Consider the following 15,877-nt stretch of genomic DNA (forward strand, 5'->3'; position numbering starts at 1 on the left):
AGGTCATCGTGTCCACCGTTCCCAAGGGTCCCGCCAGTTACTTTCCGGCGATCGAGAAGAAGTACGGGCGGCCCGTGTCCGAGTGGTTCGACCTCGTCCGTTCTTCGCCGCTCGACAAGCACATGGAGCTCGTCGGCTGGCTGAAGGGCGAGTACGGGCTCGGGCACGGGCACGCGAACGCGCTCGTGGCGGCCGTCCGGGCCGAGGACGGCCGGTAGGCGGTCAGGCGGTCAGGCGGTCAGGCGAACTGGCCCGGGACGTAGTCGCCGGCCGGCTGCTGGGTCATGACGTTGAGGCGGTTGAAGGCGTTGATGAGCGCGATGAGGGAGACCAGCGCGGCGAGCTGCTCCTCGTCGTAGTGCTTGGCGGCGTTCGCCCAGGCCTCGTCGGTGACGCCGGTGTGGTGGTCGGCGAGGCGGGTGCCCTGCTCGGCGAGTTCGAGGGCGGCGCGCTCCGCCTCCGTGTAGACCTTGGCCTCGCGCCAGGCGGACACCAGGTGGAGGCGGAGGGCGGTCTCGCCGGCCGCGGCGGCGTCCTTGGTGTGCATGTCGAGGCAGAAACCGCAGCCGTTGATCTGGCTCGCGCGGATCTTCACCAGTTCCTGGGTGCTGTGCGGGAGGACCGCGTCCGGGATGCCGAAGCCGGCCGAGGCGAGGTGCTTGATGACCTTGGCGGCGACGGGGCTGGCGAAGAGGCTGAGACGGGCGTCCATGGGGGTTCCTCCGTGGGTGGGGTGCGGGCCCGGAGCGTTTCCGGGGGTCCCGGGGTTCTCCGTGCGCTTTCAATGGGTTGACGGAGGGCGGCGGGCGGTTGTGACAGGGAGGGGGCGGGAGTGAGTGTGAGCTACGTCACTCGGGAGTTCGTGCGGGCGGGAGTGGTCCTGTCGCTGCGCGACTGGGGCGGGGGAAGGGGAGGGGGAGGGGGAGGGGGAGGGGGAGGGGACGGGTGGGGGTTCGGGGTGCTGTTGCTGCACGGGCTCGCCGGGCACTGTGGGGAGTGGGACGGGCTCGCCCGGGCGCTGCGGGGGGACGGGTACCGGGTGCTCGCCCTCGACCAGCGCGGGCACGGGGGGAGCGAGCGGGTGCCGGGGGACGTCTCCCGGGCCGCGTACGTGGACGACGTGCTGGGGGTCGTGGAGGAGTTCGGGAGCTCCGGGCGGCGGCCCTTCGTGCTCGTCGGGCAGTCCTACGGCGGGCACGCCGCGCTGCTCGCCGCCGCGCGGCGGGATCCCCGGGTCGCCGGGGCCGTCCTGGTCGAGGCCGGGCCCGCCGGGTCCACGCCCGAGGACGTGGCGGGGGTCGCCGGGTGGCTGAGGGGGTGGCCGGTGCCCTTCGCGAGCCGGGAGGCGGCCGTCTCGTACTTCGGGGGCGGGGGCGTCGGCGAGGGGTGGGCCGACGGGCTCGACGAGCGGGACGGCGGGTGGTGGCCGCGGTTCGACGCCGAGGTCCTCGCCGCCTCCCTCGCCGAGAACGCCGTCCGCTCCTGGTGGGAGGAGTGGGACGCCGTCGACGTGCCGCTCCTCGCGGTCCTCGGGCAGCACGGCATCATCGACGCGGAGCAGTGGGACGGGATGGCGCGGCGGCAGCCGGGGCTGCGCGGCGTCTGCCTGCCGGGGGCCGGGCACGACGTGCACCTGGAGCGGCCGGCGGAGGTGTACGGGGCCGTGGCGGCGTTCCTGCGGGAGGTCGGCGGCGGGCTGCCGGACCCGGCCGGTGCGGGGGCTTGCCTTGGAGTCCGCTCCAGGCCCTAGGGTGCGGCGCATGCGCTATCGGATACTCGGCGGGACCGGGATCGAAGTCAGCACCTACTGCCTCGGCACCATGATGTTCGGCGCGGTCGGCAACCCCGACCACCAGGACGCCGTACGGATCATCCACTCCGCCCTCGACCGGGGCGTCAACTTCGTCGACACCGCCGACATGTACTCGGCGGGCGAGTCCGAGGAGATCGTCGGGAAGGCGCTGCGCGATCCGCGCCGCCGGGACGAGACCGTGCTCGCGAGCAAGGTGTACTTCCCCGTCGGCGGGGACGGGCCCGCGCGGGGCGGGCTGTCCCGGCGGTGGATCGTCCGGGCCGTCGAGGCCAGTCTGGCGCGGCTCGGGACCGACTGGATCGACCTCTACCAGGTCCACCGGCCCGACCACCGGACCGACATCGAGGAGACCCTGGACGCGCTGGGGGACCTCGTCTCCCAGGGGAAGATCCGGGCCTTCGGGTGCTCCACCTTCCCCGCCGAGCGGATCGTCGAGGCGCACGCGGTCGCCGAGCGGCGCGGGCTGCGCCGCTTCCGTACCGAGCAGCCGCCGTACTCGCTGCTCGCGCGCGGGGTGGAGACCGCCGTGCTGCCGGTGGCGCAGCGGTACGGGATGGGCGTGCTGACGTGGGCGCCGCTCGCCTCCGGCTATCTGTCGGGGGCGTACCGGAAGGGGCGCGGGGTCGACCTGACGCGCGGGCGGGCGGCGATCACCCCGCACCGCTTCGACCCGGCCCTCCCCGAGAACGCGGCGAAGCTCGACGCCGTCGAGGAACTCGCCCTGCTCGCCGAGGAGATCGGCTGCTCGCTGCCCGAACTCGCCGTCGCCTTCGCCGCCGCGCACCTCGCGGTCACCTCGGTGATCCTCGGACCGCGGACGGGCGAGCAGCTGGACGGGCTGCTGAAGGGCGCCTCGCTCGTCCTGGACGACGACGTGCTCGACCGCATCGACGCGATCGTGCCGCCGGGTACGGACCTCTACCGGGCCGACGGCGTCTGGCGGCCGCCGTCGCTCACCGAACCGGCGCTGCGGAGGCGGCCGTTGGGGGAGCGGGCCGCCGCCGGATCCTGAGGGACGGGGGTGAGGGCGGGGGCGGGACCGGGCGGGGGCGGGACGGGGCGGGGCTGGGCGGGGCTGGGCTGGGCGGAACGGATAGGTGGGCTGCCGTCCGGGCCGGCCGGATCAAGCACGGGCCGGGTCGGATCGGGCCGGGCCGCGCCGGGTCGGCTCAGGCGGGGGCGGAATGCTCCGTGGCCACCGCCGCGAGGAGGGCCAGGCGGTCGGCCGTGTCCGTGCCGGCGGCGGGGTCGGCGAACCAGTGGTGGGGAACAGCCGGGAGCCGGCGGCGGCGATCGGCGGCAGCTCGTACGCGGAGACCGACGCGGGGCGCGTGGTGTTCTTCGAGGAGGAGGACGGGTTCGTGCGGACGGTGCCGGACTTCACGGACGCGTGAGGCGTCCGCGACCCGGCTAGTACCGGCCCACGCCCGGTACGCCCAGGTCCGAGAGGCCGTCGAGGACGAGGTCCACGCCGACCGCGGCGAGCAGCAGGCCGAGGAGCCGGCCGAGGAGTTCGATGGTGGCGTGGTGGGTGCGGCGCAGGATCCGGGCGAGCAGCAGGACGCAGAGGAGGTCGAGCGCGATGACCGCCATGTAGGCGCCGACGACGGTGGAGCGCCATCCGAGCGAGGTGCGGGCGGCGCCCTCGATGAGCAGGGCGGTCATGGCGAGGGGGCTGACGACGTACGGCATGAGGAGTTCGCGGACGCCGCTGACGGTGTCGGGCGAGTCGTCGTGCGGGCCGTCGGAGCCCAGGTGCATGCCGAGGACGAGGCCGACGGCGTAGATGAAGAAGATGACGCCGCCCGCGAGCTGGAGGGCGGGGGTGCTGATGTGGAAGAGGTCGAGCAGCCAGGGGGCGGTGCCGCCGGTGACGATGCCGACGACGACCGCCGCGCCGGAGGAGAGCAGGGCGATGGTGCGGAGCTGCCGGGCCGGGTGGGCCTGGGCGAGGCCGGCGAAGGAGAGGAGCACCTTCGGCGGTCCGATGACGGAGAAGAACGTGATGAACGCGGCGGAGAAGGTGAAGGACTGCACAGCGGACATCATGGGGCGGTCGGGTGATTCCGGACGGATTTCGGGATTCCGTCCGCGCGGTGTCGAGATCCGGGGGCCGGTTCCGACCCACCTTCGAGAGAGGTTCACACGACACGCACGGACGGACGTACGGAGGACACCATGAAGTACCTCGTGATGGTCCAGGGCTCGCACGCCGACTACGAGGCGATGTCCGGGCGCGGCTCGGCGCAGAGCCCGGCCTGGGACAAGGAGTCCCTGACGGCGATGTTCGACTTCATGAGCACGCTCAACAAGGAGCTGCTGGAGAGCGGCGAGATGCTCGACGGGCAGGGCCTGGCCGACCCGGGCGAGACCCGGCACGTCTCGCTGGACGCCGCGGGCAGCCCGGTCGTGACGGACGGCCCGTACGCCGAGACAAAGGAGGTCCTGGCCGGCTACTGGGTCCTGGAGTGCGAGAGCCTCGACCGGGTGACGGAGATCGCCGCCCGCGTGGCCCGCTGCCCCCAGCCCGCGGGCGCCCCGGAGTACCCGGTCGTCATCCGCCGCATCGACGAGCAGGGGCCGGCGCAGGACTGAGACGGCCGCTCCGCCGGGCCCCGGGCCGCCGCTCCGCCGGGCTCCGGCCGCCCCTCCGCCGGGTCCCGGGTCGGGGGGCGCCGGGTCGGCGGGTCGGCGGGTCGGCGGGTCGGCGGGAATGGTTTCGGTGGGTGTCATCCTTGGGATGGACGGATCCCCGTGGTGGGGGTCGGGCTGCCCCCTGGGGTATCTGCTGAGGAGTGGTTGTGGAACTCGATCTCGCGGGCGCGGAGCTCAAGGCCGTGCTGAACCGGCTGCGCCGGGCGCAGGGCCAGATCTCCGGCGTGATCCGGATGATCGAGGAGGGGCGCGACTGCGAGGAGGTCGTGACCCAGCTGGCCGCCGCCTCGCGGGCGCTGGACCGGGCCGGGTTCGCGATCATCGCGACGGGGCTCCAGCAGTGCCTGACGGAGATGGAGAGCGGCGAGCGGGGCGGCGAGGATCCGGACAAGATGCGGGCCCGGCTGGAGAAGCTGTTCCTGTCGCTGGCCTGATCCAGGGCGGCGGAACGTGGGCGCGCCCCGGCGGAGGACCTCCGCCGGGGCGCGCCCTTCGTCCGTCCGTACCGGGTCAGTCGACCGGGAGGCCCTTCAGGCGCTTGGCGATCGTCGTGAGGCGGGTGCCCTGGTAGCGGGCGGCGGCCAGGACGTTCTCGGCGGGGGCGCCGTTGGCGGCGGGGTGGGCGGTGCCGTACGGGTTGCCGCCGGCCGCGTAGACGGCGGGGTCCGTGAAGCCGGGCGAGACGATGACCGAGCCCCAGTGGTGGAAGGTGTTGTAGAGCGCGAGCAGCGTGGACTCGTTGCCGCCGTGGAGGTTGTGGGCGCTGGTGAAGGCGGTGGCGGGCTTGTCCGCCATGACGCCGCGCTGCCACAGGCCGCCGGTGGTGTCGACGTACTGCTTGAGCTGGGCCGCCACGTTGCCGAAGCGGGTCGGCGAGCCGAGCGCGTACGCGTCCGCCCACTCCAGGTCGTCGAGGGTGGCGAGCTCGACCCCGGCGGTGGCGTCGACGTGGGCGCGCCAGGCCGGGTTGGCGTCGATCGCGGCGTCCGGGGCCAGCTCGGGCACCCGGCGCAGGCGCACCTCGGCGCCGGCCTTCTCGGCGCCCTCGGCGACGGCCTGGGCGAGCTGGTGCACGGCACCGGTGGACGAGTAGTAGACGACGGCGACCTTGACGGACATGACGGGCTCCTCGCTGCGGACCGACTCAAACGGATTGGTTTCCGTTAAGCTTCGCCGAGCCTAAACGGATAGCAATCCGGATGGCAACCGGGGCGGGTATGCTCGAAGGGCGGGGACACCGACGACCGGGGGCGCGACGAAGGGCAGGAACGGGCCGATGAGCACGAGAACACCGGGCACGCCGGGGGCCGACGACGGACCCGCGCAGCTGCTCACCGTGCTGCCGGCCGCGCCCGGCACCGGCCCGGGCGGCGGCGGCCCCGTCACCGAGCGCGCCGACGCCGCCCGCAACCGGCGCAGGATCCTCGACGCGGCCGCCCGGATCGTCGCCGAGAAGGGCCCCGACGCCGTCACCATGAACCAGGTCGCCCACGCCAGCGGGATCGGCGTCGGCACCGTCTACCGCCGCTTCGGCGACGTCTCCCAGCTGCTGTGGGCGCTCCTCGACGACCGCGAGCGCCAGTTCCAGGAGGCGTACATGAGCGGCCCGCCGCCGCTCGGCCCCGGCGCCCCCGCCGGAGAACGGCTCGACGCCTTCCTCGACGCGCTCGTCGACCGGGTCGCCGAACAGCGCGCCATCCTGCTCGCCGCGCACTCCGCCGCGCCCCGCGCCCGCTACCACAGCGGCGCCTACCAGCTCATGCACACGCACGTGACGATGCTGCTGTCCCGGCTCCGGCCGGGCTCCGACTCCGCCCTGCTCGCCCACCTCCTCCTGGGCCCCTTCTCCCCCGACCTCATGCACCACCTCACGGTGGAGCAGGCGCTGCCCGCCGAGCGGGTCAAGGCGGGCGTACGGCAGCTGCTCGCGCTCCGGGCGTAGCGGGGGAACCCGGGCCCGAGGGCGGCGGTGCGGCCCGGGGGCTGTGGCGTAACCGGGGACTGTGGCGCAGCGGGAGCTGTGACGTGACCTGGGGCGGCGACGCAGCGGGGGCTGTGACGTAACCGAGGACGGCGACGCAGCCCCAGGACGGCGCGCAGCCGGGAGCAACGACGCAGCCCGGGGAGGGCGGCGCACCCCCAGGACGGCGGTGTAACCGGGAGTAACGGCGCAGCCGGGGCGGCGGCGTGTCCACGCTTCGGAATCCTCTGGACCGGGCCTCCCGCCACCGCTCACGATCACCGCATGACCACCGCGCCGAAGACCTTCCTCATCCTCCACGGCTTCCAGAACCACCGCTCCGCGGGCCACTGGCAGCACTGGCTCGCCGGCGAGCTGCGCGCCCGCGGGCACGAGGTCCGCTACCCGCAGCTGCCCGAGCCGGACGCGCCCGTCCTCGACGACTGGCTGGCGGCCCTGGAGAAGCACGGCGAGCGGCCGGAGGAGGGCGAGTTCGTCGTCCTCGCGCACAGCCTGTCCGTACTGCTCTGGCTGCGCGCGGGCGCGCGCCGGCCCGAGGCCGACCGGGTGCTGCTCGTCGCCCCGCCCTCCCCCGCCGTCACCGCCTCCATCCCCGAGATCGCCGCCTTCGCCGAGGGCCTCGACCTCACCGAGGAGGGCGTGTCGGCCCGGCTCGTGTACGGGGACGGGGACGCGTACTGCCCCGAGGGCGCCGACCTGCACTACGGCACCCCGCTCGGCCTCGGCCTGGACCTCGTCGCGGGGGGCGGCCACCTCAACCCCGACAGCGGCTTCGGGCCCTGGCCCGCCGTCCTGCGCTGGTGCGAAAACCCGGAGACCCGGATCACCGGCGCCGAGTAACGTCGGGCGGATGCGCCCCCAGACCAGCCCGTACGACACCGGCCTGCTCGACGTCGGCGACGGCAACCGCGTCCACTACGAGGTCCACGGCAACCCGGACGGCAAGCCCGCGCTCGTCGTGCACGGCGGGCCGGGCTCCGGGTCCTCCCCCGGTTCCTCCCGGCTCTTCGACCCGGAGAAGTACCGGATCGTCCTGTTCGACCAGCGCGGCTGCGGGCGCTCCCTGCCGCACGCGAGCGACCCCGCCGCCGACCTCTCCGTGAACACCACCGCCCACCTGGTGGCCGACATGGAGCGGCTCCGCCTCCACCTGGGCATCGACCGCTGGCTGCTGTACGGCGGCTCCTGGGGCTCGACGCTGATCCTGGCGTACGCGCAGGCGCACCCGGAGCGGGTGAGCGAGATCGTCATCGCCTCCGTCACCACCACCCGCCGCTCCGAGACGGCCTGGCTGTACGAGGGCGTCGGCCGCTTCTTCCCCGAGGCGCACGAGCGGTTCCGGGCCGGCGCCGGCCACGCGGAGGACCTGGTGGGGGCCTACGCGGCCCGGATGAACCACCCGGACCGGGCCGTCCGGGAGCGGGCGGCGGCCGACTGGTGCGCCTGGGAGGACGCCGTCCTGTCGATGGAGGGCATGGGGACCCCGTACACCGACCGCGTCGACGACGCCCGGCTCGGCTTCGTCCGGATCTGCTCCCACTACTTCGCGCACGGCGCCTTCCTGGAGGAGGGCGCGCTGATCAGGGACGCGCACCGGCTCGCCGGCGTCCCCGGCGTGCTGGTCCACGGCCGGCTCGACATGGGCGGGCCCCTCACCACCGCCTGGGAGCTGGCCCGCGCCTGGCCGGACGCCGAGCTGCACGTGGTCGAGCGGGCGGGCCACCTCGGCGGCGGGGAGACCCGCCGGCTGGTCGTGGAGGCCCTGGAGCGCTTCGCGGACAGCTGACTCCACCGGCCCCACCGGGCGGCCCCGCGCCCGCGGCGGGATCATCGAAGCATGAGCCCCGAGAGCACCCGGAGCGCACGGAACGCCCGGAACGCGCGGCGCGCACGGCGAGGAGCGCGGTTACCGGGAGGCCGCCGTCAGGGCCGCGAAAGCCGCCAAGAACGGCAAATCATCCGGGAACTGAGAATTCCGGATGTCAATCCTGTTCAAGGTGACATGAATTGCGCCGAACGTGTTCACAGAACACCCTCAGGATGGCTAACTTCCCCTCAACCTCGTCCCCATCGGGAAGGACTTCTGTGAACGCAACACAGCGTCGTGCCGCGGCCATCCTCGCCGCGGCGGCCCTCGCCACCCCCCTGGTCCTCGCCTCCCCGGCCACCGCCGTCAAGGACCCCGCCGCCGCCCCCGCGCGGGACGCCGCGAAGCTGGCGAAGAAGCTGGTCCGCGAGACCACCGGCAAGGACGCCTTCAAGCACCTGCAGAAGTTCCAGGCGATAGCCGACTCGGCCGGCGGTCACCGCGCGGCCGGCAGCCTCGGGCACGACGCCTCGGCCGCGTACGTGTACACGCAGCTCAAGAAGGCCGGCTACGACGTCTCGTACGAGAAGTTCGACTTCATCTACACCGAGACCCTCGCCGAGAAGGCGTCCGTCCTCGGCTCCGCGCCCCGAGCGATCGACATCAAGGCGATGACGTACACCAAGTCCACCCCGGTCGGCGGCCTCACCGCCGCCCTGGCCGCCGTCCCGGTCGACGCCGACGGCACCACGGGCTGCGAGCCGGGCGACTTCGCCGCCGGCGCCTTCACCGGCAAGATCGCCCTGATCAAGCGCGGCGGCTGCAGCTTCGCGATCAAGCAGGAGAACGCCGGCGCGGCCGGCGCCGTGGGCGCGATCGTCTACAACAACGTCGAGGGCGCCCTCTCCGGCACCCTGGGCGACCCGGCCGCCGGGAAGATCCCCACCGGCGGCGTCACCCAGGCCGAGGGCGAGAAGCTCGCCGCGGACCTCGCCGGCGGGCCGGTGAACCTCTCCTTCGAGATCCGCCAGCTCCAGGAGAAGCGCACCACCAACAACGTCATCGCGGAGACCAGGGGCGGCAACGCCGCCAACACCGTGATGCTCGGCTCGCACCTCGACTCCGTCACCGCGGGCCCCGGCATCAACGACAACGGCTCCGGCTCCGCCGGTCTCCTCCAGACCGCCCTGGAGCTCGCCGGGTCGAAGGAGAAGGTCCGCAACAAGGTCCGCTTCGCCTGGTGGTCCGCGGAGGAGAACGGCCTCCTCGGCTCCGAGCACTACGTCGCCAACCTGACGGAGCTCGACAAGAAGGAGATCAAGCTCTACCTCAACTTCGACATGATCGCCTCGCCGAACTATGGCCTGTTCGTGTACGACGGCGACAACTCCGACAACGTCGGCGAGGGCGCGGGCCCGGAGGGCTCCGCACAGCTGGAGCGCGACATCACCGACTTCATGGACAGGCGCGGACTGCCGCACGAGGGCACCGACTTCACCGGCCGCTCCGACTACGGCCCGTTCATCGAGGTCGGCATCCCCTCCGGCGGCACCTTCACCGGCGCCGAGGGCATCAAGACCGCCGCGCAGGCCGCCAAGTTCGGCGGTGAGGCCGGGGTCGCCTACGACGTGAACTACCACGCCGAGGGCGACGACATCACGAACGTCAACATGACCGCCTTCGACGCCAACATCGACGTCATCGCCAACGCCGTGGGCACCTACGCCCACGACATCTCCTCGCTCCGCAAGCCCGTCGTCTCGGTCCCGACCGAGGGCGACGCGGGCAGCGGCGGCGGCCTGCACGACGACCACCACGAGGTCACCGAGTAGGAGGCGCCGGCGGCGGGCCGCCTTGAGGACCGAGCGGCCGGCCTCCCGGCCGGGCCGGGTGCCGGTCGACCGCACCGGCCCGGACGTCCCGCCGCCGACGACCTGTCCGACGGGCGAGGGTCCCTCCCGAGGGGCCCTCGCCCGCGTCGTCCCCGCCGCTCCGGCTCCCTGAAGCGACACCCCAATGTCGCCTATGTCATGGTCTGTACCAGCATCCCATCGGCTCCGCGTGGCTGCGCCGGGAGCCGCTCGCCCGGTAGGCTTTCCGTGTGATCTTCAAGCGCATCGGAAACGGCAGGCCGTATCCCGACCACGGCCGGGAAAGCACCCGCCAGTGGGCGGACGTCGCGCCGCGCCCGGTCCGCCTCGACCAGCTCGTCACCACCAAGGGCCAGCTGGACCTGGAGACCCTGCTCGCCGAGGACTCCACCTTCTACGGCGACCTCTTCGCGCACGTCGTGAAGTGGCAGGGCGACCTGTACCTCGAGGACGGACTGCACCGCGCCGTCCGCGCGGCCCTCCAGCAGCGCCAGGTGCTCCACGCGCGCGTGCTGGAACTGGACTGACGCCTCCCCGGAGGGCGCCGCGTGCTGATCCTTTCGGGGGCAGTTCGCGCCCATCCGGCCGCGATCACATGATCATCAAGTAGGCATCGCGGACGGGCGGCATTACGCTGCGCCCATGAGCATGCTCACTCCCCCAGGCATGGGCGGAAAGTACCGCATCACGGGGGATGTCTACCCGCGCATGCGCCGTCCCCACCGCCGGCGCAGGATCGTCCTGGCCTCCGCCGCCGCCGTGGTCGTGCTCGGCGCGGCCGGCTGGGGCACGCTCCAGCTCGTGGACGTCTTCTCCGGTGGCGACGACACCAAGAAGACCGTCGCCGGCAAGCAGGCCGACTGCAAGCCCGTGCCCACGCCGAGCGCCACCGCGGCCGCCAAGCCGCCGAAGCCCGCCCAGGTCACGGTGAACGTCTACAACGCGACCCCGCGCAAGGGGCTCGCCAAGGCCACCGCCGACGAGCTGAAGAAACGCGGCTTCGCCATCGGCAAGATCGGGAACGCGCCCGCCGCCTACGACAAGAAGGTCCCCGGCGCCGGCCTGCTGCTCGGCGCCCCGGCCGCCGCCAAGGGCTCCTTCGCCGTCCTCGGCACCCAGCTCGCGGGCGCCACGACGAAGGTCGACGCCCGCACCACGGCGGACGTCGACCTGATCATCGGTACGGCCTTCAAGGCCCTGTCGCCCAAGGCGACGGCGGACGCGGCGCTGGTGGCCCTCAACAAGCCCAAGCCGGCACCGACCCGCTGCTGAGCCCACCGGCCGGCCCGGCCGCGCCGGGTCGGCCGCGCGGGTCCGGACCGGCGCCGGGCCGGACTGCCGCCGGACCCGGGAAGCGGGTCCGGCTCGGCGGGTCCTACTCGGCGGTGCCGTACATGCGGTCGCCGGCGTCGCCGAGGCCCGGGACGATGTAGCCGTGCTCGTTGAGCCGCTCGTCGACCGAGGCCGTCACGACCGTCACCGGCGTGCCCGCGAGCTCGCGCTCCATGACCTCGACGCCCTCCGGGGCGGCCAGCAGCACCACGGCCGTCACGTCGTCCGCGCCGCGCCGGATCAGCTCCTGGATCGCCGCGACCAGCGTGCCGCCGGTCGCCAGCATCGGGTCGAGCACGTACACCTGGCGGCCGGACAGGTCCTCCGGCATCCGGGTGGCGTACGTCGACGCCTCCAGCGTCTCCTCGTTGCGGATCATGCCCAGGAAGCCGACCTCGGCCGTCGGGAGCAGCCGCACCATGCCGTCCAGCATGCCGAGCCCGGCGCGCAGGATCGGGACCACCAGCGGACGCGGGTACGACAGCTTCACGCCGGTCGTCGGCGTCACGGGGGTCTCGATGTCGACCCGCTCGGTCCGCACGTCCCTGGTCGCCTCGTAGGCGAGCAGGGTGACCAGCTCGTCGGCGAGCCGGCGGAAGGTCGGGGAGTCCGTGCGCTTGTCGCGCAGGGTGGTGAGCTTGTGGGCGACCAGCGGGTGATCGACGACGTGGAGACGCATGCCCCCACAGTAGCCCGCCCGCACCGGGCACCGGCCCGGCGCACGGGCGGCGCCCGCCCACCACTGGCATGGAACCGCGCGGCTGCGGCAAGGTGGGGAGCACAGGGACCCAGCGATGGGGTGGTGTGGCCGATGCCCGACCCGAAGAACACCTCCGGCCGGGCGCCGGAGAAACAGCCGGAGACCGGCACGAAGACCGGCACGGAGACCGACGCGGAGCGCCGCAGGCGCCGCGCCCAGTTCCTCCGCGAGCTCGGCGAGGCCAAGGCGCTGCGCGACCGGGTCCAGCCCCGGCGCGCCCGGGCGGCCCGGATGAGACAGGCGATGCGCATGCGCACCTTCCGTTGGTGAGCACCCCGCCCACGACCGGTGCGCCCCCTCCGTGCGCCGGGGTCGTACGCCCACCCGAACGCGGTGTGGTTCAGACTGATGCACGACGCAAGAGCCGAAGACCTCTCCTGAAGCCGTCGTTTCTGTCACGATGCCGATTGGGCGGGGCTCAGGAGCGCGCCGCCGGATCATCACACCTCTGATCAGTGGGAGAGTCAGGTGTACTTCGCCGCACTGCTCGCGCGCACCGAAGACGGGTGGGAAGCGAGCGATACGGAGCTCGACGACGTGGAGACGCTGGCGGACCTGGCCGATCTGGCCCGTGAGGCGGCGGCCGACGAGGGGGAGACCGTCCTCGTCTACATCGAGCAGGAGGACGCGTGGTTCGGCGTCGTCCGCGTCGACGGAGAGGACGACCCCCGGGTCTACGTCTCCCACGCGGCGGCCGCGGCCCGCTCCTCGTACGGGGAGATCCTCACCTCGGAACTGCTCGGCGACGACGACCCGGACAGCGAGCTCGACGAGCTCGACAAGCTCGCGGACCTGGACGGCACCGAGGACGGCGAGCCGGAGCACGCCGCCGGCGAGGACCGCGACGAGGCCGACGCCTCCGCCGGCAGCGCCGGCATCGCACCGGCCGGCCCGCTCGGCGACGGCCGGATCCTCGCCGACCTCGGCATGCCGGAGCGGGCCCTGCTCGGACTGACCGAGGACGCCCTCGGGGAGATCGCCGACGCCATCGGCGCCTCCGACATCCTGGAGGCCGTCCGCTAGTGCACTCCGCGGTACCCGGCCCCGTGCCGGAATCCTGGCGGGACGCCATGCGCCTCGCCCTCGCCGAGGCCGCCGCGGCCGTGCCGGCCGGTGACGTACCGGTCGGCGCGGTCGTGCTCTCGCCGTCCGGCGAGGTCCTCTCCCGCGGCCGCAACGAGCGGGAGGCGACCGGCGATCCGACCGCCCACGCCGAGGTCCTGGCGCTGCGCCGGGCCGCCGCCGCCACCGGCGAGTGGCGGCTGACCGGCTGCACCCTCGTGGTGACCCTGGAGCCCTGCGTGATGTGCGCGGGCGCGCTGGTCCAGTCCCGCGTCGAACGCGTCGTCTACGGCGCCGACGACGAGAAGGCGGGCGCCGCCGGCTCCCTCTGGGACCTCGTCCGCGACCAGCGCCTCAACCACCGCCCGGAGGTCGTCCGCGGCGTCCTCGGCGAGGAGTGCGCGAAGCAGCTCACGGCCTTCTTCCGCACCCGCTGACCTGCGACGCACCCCACCGGGGATACGGATTTCATCGCGGAGCGACTTTGGGCTAAGCTCTCTCTCGGTAGCGTGTCCGAGCGGCCGAAGGAGCTCGCCTCGAAAGCGAGTGTGGGGAAACTCACCGAGGGTTCAAATCCCTCCGCTACCGCCACTACGAAGGGCCCGACGCGAAAGCGCCGGGCCCTTCGGCGTTCCCGCGTCCCCCCCCGGACCCGGGGTGCGGACACGGCGAAGGGCCCCGGTCGCACCACCGGGGCCCTTCACGTCCTGCTCGCGCCCGCGCGCGTCCCGCCCTTGAGTGAGGACGGGGGGAGCGGCATCGGGGGGACAAGCCGCTCCCCCCGATGAGAACCGGTCCGGCAAGCCCTGCGCCGCAGTCAGGGGGGAAGCTCGCGGCGCGGGCCCCGCAGTGCGGGCCGGTTCCATGCGCCCCGCGGATTCCTGCCAGATCCGCCGGGCTCGACATCCATCCTGCTCCCCCTTCACCCTTCCGGGGGACGGCGAAAGACCCCGAACGCCGGGCCCTTGGTCCATAAAGGCTCGGTTAGAGTGGGCCACCGCCGAGGCGGGGTGACAGTACGGGGAGGGGTGGGGCTGGTGTCCCAGGCGAGGAAGGTCGCGGTGTACGCGTTCGGGGTCTTCATCCTGTACGCGATCATCACGGCCCCGGACCGCTCCGCGGAGCTGGTCCAGATAGGGTTCGAGGGCCTTTCCAGCGCCGCCAAGGGTGTCGGCGAGTTCATGACCGAACTCATCAACTAGGAGCCCTCCGTGATCCGCCATCTGGTCCTCTTCAAGCTCAACGAGGGCGTCGAGCGCGACGAGCCCCGCGTCGTCGCCGGCGTCGAGGCGTTCCGCGCGCTCGGCGGGCAGATTCCCGAGCTGCGGTTCTGGGAGTGCGACTGGAACGTGTCGGACCGGCCGATCGCCTACGACTTCGCGATCAACTCGGCCGTGGAGGACCTGGACGCGCTCCAGCGCTACCTCGACCACCCCGCGCACCAGGCCGGGGTGGGGCTGTGGCGCGAGTTCTCCACCTGGGTGATCGCGGACTACCCCTTCTAGTCCCCTCGCCCTCCCGCGACTCCGAGACCCCCCGCCGTACGGGCGGGGGGTCTCGCGCGTTTCGGCCTTCCGCGCCTCTGGCCTCCGCTTTTTCGTCCACCATGCCTTCAACACGTGGTTATGCGGTGCTTGCACACAGTGGACATGTCTTGTGATGCTATGACCGCTTTTGATGGATGAATTGACTGTTTGCCCGTAGTTGACCCAGTAGCCAGCTACACCAGCCAAAGGGGTGGCGTGAACGTGCCGGCCAGTACAGCACCTCAGGTCCCGCCCCAGCACGAGGGAGCCGGAGCCGCGGACACCCCGCGCCCCCGGAGCAGCCGCGGCGCAGACACCAGGGCGCTCACCCAGGTGCTCTTCGGACAGCTCAAGAACCTGGAGCCGGGCAGCCCCGACCACGACCGGGTGCGGGGGGCGCTGATCGAGGCCAACCTGCCGCTCGTGCGGTACGCGGCGGCCCGCTTCCGCTCGCGCAACGAGCCGATGGAGGACGTCGTCCAGGTCGGCACCATCGGCCTGATCAACGCGATCGACCGCTTCGACCCGGAGCGCGGCGTGCAGTTCCCGACCTTCGCCATGCCCACCGTGGTCGGCGAGATCAAGCGGTACTTCCGGGACAACGTCCGCACGGTGCACGTGCCGCGCCGGCTGCACGAGCTGTGGGTGCAGGTGAACGGCGCCACCGAGGACCTGACGACCGCTCACGGACGCTCCCCCACCACCGCCGAGATCGCCGAGCGGCTGCGGATCGGCGAGGACGAGGTGCTCGCCTGCATCGAGGCCGGACGGTCGTACCACGCCACCTCCCTGGAAGCGGCGCAGGAGGGCGACGGGCTGCCCGGACTGCTCGACCGGCTCGGTTACGAGGACCCGGCACTGGCCGGCGTCGAGCACCGCGACCTGGTCCGGCACCTGCTCGTCCAGCTCCCCGAGCGGGAGCAGCGGATCCTGATGCTGCGCTACTACAGCAACTTGACCCAGTCTCAGATCAGCCAGGAGCTCGGCGTCTCGCAGATGCACGTGTCAAGGCTCCTCGCCCGGAGCTTCGCCCGGCTGAGATCCGCAAACAGGATCGAGGCGTAACCGGA

Annotated in this window: 22 protein-coding genes and 1 tRNA gene; 19 read left to right on the plus strand and 4 right to left on the minus strand. The window is 73.0% G+C overall.

What is annotated here, in order from left to right:
• Positions 1 to 8 precede the first annotated feature (8 nt).
• Positions 9 to 218 carry a DUF4287 domain-containing protein gene (locus tag ACF1ED_RS28940; RefSeq protein WP_391765365.1) on the plus strand — a complete coding sequence of 70 codons (210 nt, stop codon included), beginning with the start codon at positions 9 to 11 and terminating at the stop codon, positions 216 to 218.
• 20 nt (positions 219 to 238) lie between these two features.
• Here the strand turns inward: ACF1ED_RS28940 and ACF1ED_RS28945 are convergent, their stop codons facing one another.
• Positions 239 to 712: a carboxymuconolactone decarboxylase family protein gene (locus ACF1ED_RS28945; RefSeq protein WP_391765367.1), complete on the minus strand. Its 474-nt coding sequence runs from the start codon at positions 710 to 712 to the stop codon at positions 239 to 241.
• Positions 713 to 838: 126 nt separating this feature from the next.
• Between ACF1ED_RS28945 and ACF1ED_RS28950 the strand changes: the two genes are divergently transcribed.
• The 3 genes from ACF1ED_RS28950 to ACF1ED_RS28960 all read left to right on the plus strand — a co-directional run bounded on the left by ACF1ED_RS28950 (position 839) and on the right by ACF1ED_RS28960 (position 3,207).
• Positions 839 to 1,750 carry an alpha/beta fold hydrolase gene (locus ACF1ED_RS28950; RefSeq protein ID WP_391765369.1) on the plus strand — a complete coding sequence of 304 codons (912 nt, stop codon included), beginning with the start codon at positions 839 to 841 and terminating at the stop codon, positions 1,748 to 1,750.
• Between the two features lie 10 nt (positions 1,751 to 1,760).
• Positions 1,761 to 2,825: an aldo/keto reductase gene (locus ACF1ED_RS28955; RefSeq protein WP_391765371.1), complete on the plus strand. Its 1,065-nt coding sequence runs from the start codon at positions 1,761 to 1,763 to the stop codon at positions 2,823 to 2,825.
• Positions 2,826 to 2,997: 172 nt separating this feature from the next.
• Complete coding sequence (locus ACF1ED_RS28960) at positions 2,998 to 3,207, plus strand: hypothetical protein (RefSeq protein WP_391765373.1); 210 nt, start codon at positions 2,998 to 3,000, stop codon at positions 3,205 to 3,207.
• A 16-nt stretch (positions 3,208 to 3,223) separates the two neighbouring features.
• Here the strand turns inward: ACF1ED_RS28960 and ACF1ED_RS28965 are convergent, their stop codons facing one another.
• Positions 3,224 to 3,850 carry a MarC family protein gene (locus ACF1ED_RS28965; RefSeq protein ID WP_391765375.1) on the minus strand — a complete coding sequence of 209 codons (627 nt, stop codon included), beginning with the start codon at positions 3,848 to 3,850 and terminating at the stop codon, positions 3,224 to 3,226.
• A gap of 141 nt (positions 3,851 to 3,991) precedes the next feature.
• Here ACF1ED_RS28965 and ACF1ED_RS28970 point away from each other — a divergent pair, with 141 nt between their 5' ends.
• Entirely contained in the window at positions 3,992 to 4,408 is a 417-nt protein-coding gene (locus tag ACF1ED_RS28970; protein ID WP_391765377.1) for a YciI family protein, read from the plus strand.
• Between the two features lie 206 nt (positions 4,409 to 4,614).
• Positions 4,615 to 4,902 (plus strand): metal-sensitive transcriptional regulator, encoded by a 288-nt coding sequence (locus ACF1ED_RS28975; RefSeq protein WP_391765379.1) that lies wholly within the window; start codon positions 4,615 to 4,617, stop codon positions 4,900 to 4,902.
• Between the two features lie 76 nt (positions 4,903 to 4,978).
• On the opposite strand, the gene wrbA is transcribed toward ACF1ED_RS28975, so the two are convergent.
• Complete coding sequence (gene wrbA, locus ACF1ED_RS28980; RefSeq protein WP_043224792.1) at positions 4,979 to 5,587, minus strand: NAD(P)H:quinone oxidoreductase; 609 nt, start codon at positions 5,585 to 5,587, stop codon at positions 4,979 to 4,981.
• A gap of 157 nt (positions 5,588 to 5,744) precedes the next feature.
• Here wrbA and ACF1ED_RS28985 point away from each other — a divergent pair, with 157 nt between their 5' ends.
• From ACF1ED_RS28985 to ACF1ED_RS29010, 6 genes are all read left to right on the plus strand, one after another.
• The gene (locus ACF1ED_RS28985; RefSeq protein WP_391765381.1) at positions 5,745 to 6,410 is read left to right on the plus strand and encodes a TetR/AcrR family transcriptional regulator; all 666 of its coding nucleotides are present in this window, start codon (positions 5,745 to 5,747) and stop codon (positions 6,408 to 6,410) included.
• A gap of 303 nt (positions 6,411 to 6,713) precedes the next feature.
• Complete coding sequence (locus ACF1ED_RS28990) at positions 6,714 to 7,289, plus strand: RBBP9/YdeN family alpha/beta hydrolase (protein ID WP_391765383.1); 576 nt, start codon at positions 6,714 to 6,716, stop codon at positions 7,287 to 7,289.
• Positions 7,290 to 7,299: 10 nt separating this feature from the next.
• On the plus strand, positions 7,300 to 8,235 hold the full coding sequence (pip, locus tag ACF1ED_RS28995) for a prolyl aminopeptidase (protein ID WP_391765385.1): 936 nt from the start codon (positions 7,300 to 7,302) through the stop codon (positions 8,233 to 8,235).
• A gap of 299 nt (positions 8,236 to 8,534) precedes the next feature.
• Positions 8,535 to 10,088 (plus strand): M28 family metallopeptidase, encoded by a 1,554-nt coding sequence (locus tag ACF1ED_RS29000; protein ID WP_391765387.1) that lies wholly within the window; start codon positions 8,535 to 8,537, stop codon positions 10,086 to 10,088.
• Positions 10,089 to 10,357: 269 nt separating this feature from the next.
• Positions 10,358 to 10,654 carry a type II toxin-antitoxin system VapB family antitoxin gene (locus ACF1ED_RS29005; protein WP_003999914.1) on the plus strand — a complete coding sequence of 99 codons (297 nt, stop codon included), beginning with the start codon at positions 10,358 to 10,360 and terminating at the stop codon, positions 10,652 to 10,654.
• A gap of 115 nt (positions 10,655 to 10,769) precedes the next feature.
• Positions 10,770 to 11,399: a LytR C-terminal domain-containing protein gene (locus tag ACF1ED_RS29010; RefSeq protein WP_391765389.1), complete on the plus strand. Its 630-nt coding sequence runs from the start codon at positions 10,770 to 10,772 to the stop codon at positions 11,397 to 11,399.
• A gap of 103 nt (positions 11,400 to 11,502) precedes the next feature.
• Here the strand turns inward: ACF1ED_RS29010 and upp are convergent, their stop codons facing one another.
• The gene (upp, locus tag ACF1ED_RS29015; protein ID WP_388875008.1) at positions 11,503 to 12,138 is read right to left on the minus strand and encodes a uracil phosphoribosyltransferase; all 636 of its coding nucleotides are present in this window, start codon (positions 12,136 to 12,138) and stop codon (positions 11,503 to 11,505) included.
• Positions 12,139 to 12,270: 132 nt separating this feature from the next.
• Between upp and ACF1ED_RS29020 the strand changes: the two genes are divergently transcribed.
• From ACF1ED_RS29020 to ACF1ED_RS29050, 7 genes are all read left to right on the plus strand, one after another.
• Entirely contained in the window at positions 12,271 to 12,489 is a 219-nt protein-coding gene (locus ACF1ED_RS29020; RefSeq protein ID WP_391765391.1) for a hypothetical protein, read from the plus strand.
• A 198-nt stretch (positions 12,490 to 12,687) separates the two neighbouring features.
• Entirely contained in the window at positions 12,688 to 13,242 is a 555-nt protein-coding gene (locus ACF1ED_RS29025; RefSeq protein ID WP_391765393.1) for a hypothetical protein, read from the plus strand.
• Positions 13,243 to 13,265: 23 nt separating this feature from the next.
• Complete coding sequence (gene tadA, locus ACF1ED_RS29030; RefSeq protein ID WP_391765395.1) at positions 13,266 to 13,718, plus strand: tRNA adenosine(34) deaminase TadA; 453 nt, start codon at positions 13,266 to 13,268, stop codon at positions 13,716 to 13,718.
• Positions 13,719 to 13,784: 66 nt separating this feature from the next.
• Positions 13,785 to 13,872, plus strand: a tRNA-Ser gene (locus ACF1ED_RS29035).
• Between the two features lie 446 nt (positions 13,873 to 14,318).
• Complete coding sequence (locus ACF1ED_RS29040; protein WP_189949201.1) at positions 14,319 to 14,483, plus strand: hypothetical protein; 165 nt, start codon at positions 14,319 to 14,321, stop codon at positions 14,481 to 14,483.
• Positions 14,484 to 14,492: 9 nt separating this feature from the next.
• A complete protein-coding gene (locus ACF1ED_RS29045) occupies positions 14,493 to 14,786 on the plus strand; it encodes a Dabb family protein (protein ID WP_351842658.1) in 294 nt (97 codons plus the stop codon).
• 243 nt (positions 14,787 to 15,029) lie between these two features.
• Positions 15,030 to 15,872, plus strand: coding sequence for an RNA polymerase sigma factor SigF (locus ACF1ED_RS29050; RefSeq protein WP_391765397.1), 843 nt, complete (start codon positions 15,030 to 15,032; stop codon positions 15,870 to 15,872).
• Positions 15,873 to 15,877 lie beyond the last annotated feature (5 nt).

Origin of the sequence: Streptomyces sp. NPDC014656 (assembly GCF_043084305.1) — a bacterium.
GTDB lineage: Bacteria > Actinomycetota > Actinomycetes > Streptomycetales > Streptomycetaceae > Streptomyces.

What these genes read in the sequence shown, in the direction of transcription:
- ACF1ED_RS28960 (WP_391765373.1), top strand. Translation starts at nt 2,998, where the DNA reads ATGCTCCGTGGCCACCGCCGCGAGGAGGGCCAGGCGGTCGGCCGTGTC.
- wrbA (WP_043224792.1), bottom strand. Translation starts at nt 5,587, where the DNA reads ATGTCCGTCAAGGTCGCCGTCGTCTACTACTCGTCCACCGGTGCCGTG.
- ACF1ED_RS28955 (WP_391765371.1), top strand. Translation starts at nt 1,761, where the DNA reads ATGCGCTATCGGATACTCGGCGGGACCGGGATCGAAGTCAGCACCTAC.
- ACF1ED_RS29010 (WP_391765389.1), top strand. Translation starts at nt 10,770, where the DNA reads ATGAGCATGCTCACTCCCCCAGGCATGGGCGGAAAGTACCGCATCACG.
- ACF1ED_RS29020 (WP_391765391.1), top strand. Translation starts at nt 12,271, where the DNA reads ATGCCCGACCCGAAGAACACCTCCGGCCGGGCGCCGGAGAAACAGCCG.
- upp (WP_388875008.1), bottom strand. Translation starts at nt 12,138, where the DNA reads ATGCGTCTCCACGTCGTCGATCACCCGCTGGTCGCCCACAAGCTCACC.
- ACF1ED_RS28985 (WP_391765381.1), top strand. Translation starts at nt 5,745, where the DNA reads ATGAGCACGAGAACACCGGGCACGCCGGGGGCCGACGACGGACCCGCG.
- pip (WP_391765385.1), top strand. Translation starts at nt 7,300, where the DNA reads ATGCGCCCCCAGACCAGCCCGTACGACACCGGCCTGCTCGACGTCGGC.
- ACF1ED_RS28990 (WP_391765383.1), top strand. Translation starts at nt 6,714, where the DNA reads ATGACCACCGCGCCGAAGACCTTCCTCATCCTCCACGGCTTCCAGAAC.
- ACF1ED_RS28970 (WP_391765377.1), top strand. Translation starts at nt 3,992, where the DNA reads ATGAAGTACCTCGTGATGGTCCAGGGCTCGCACGCCGACTACGAGGCG.
- ACF1ED_RS28945 (WP_391765367.1), bottom strand. Translation starts at nt 712, where the DNA reads ATGGACGCCCGTCTCAGCCTCTTCGCCAGCCCCGTCGCCGCCAAGGTC.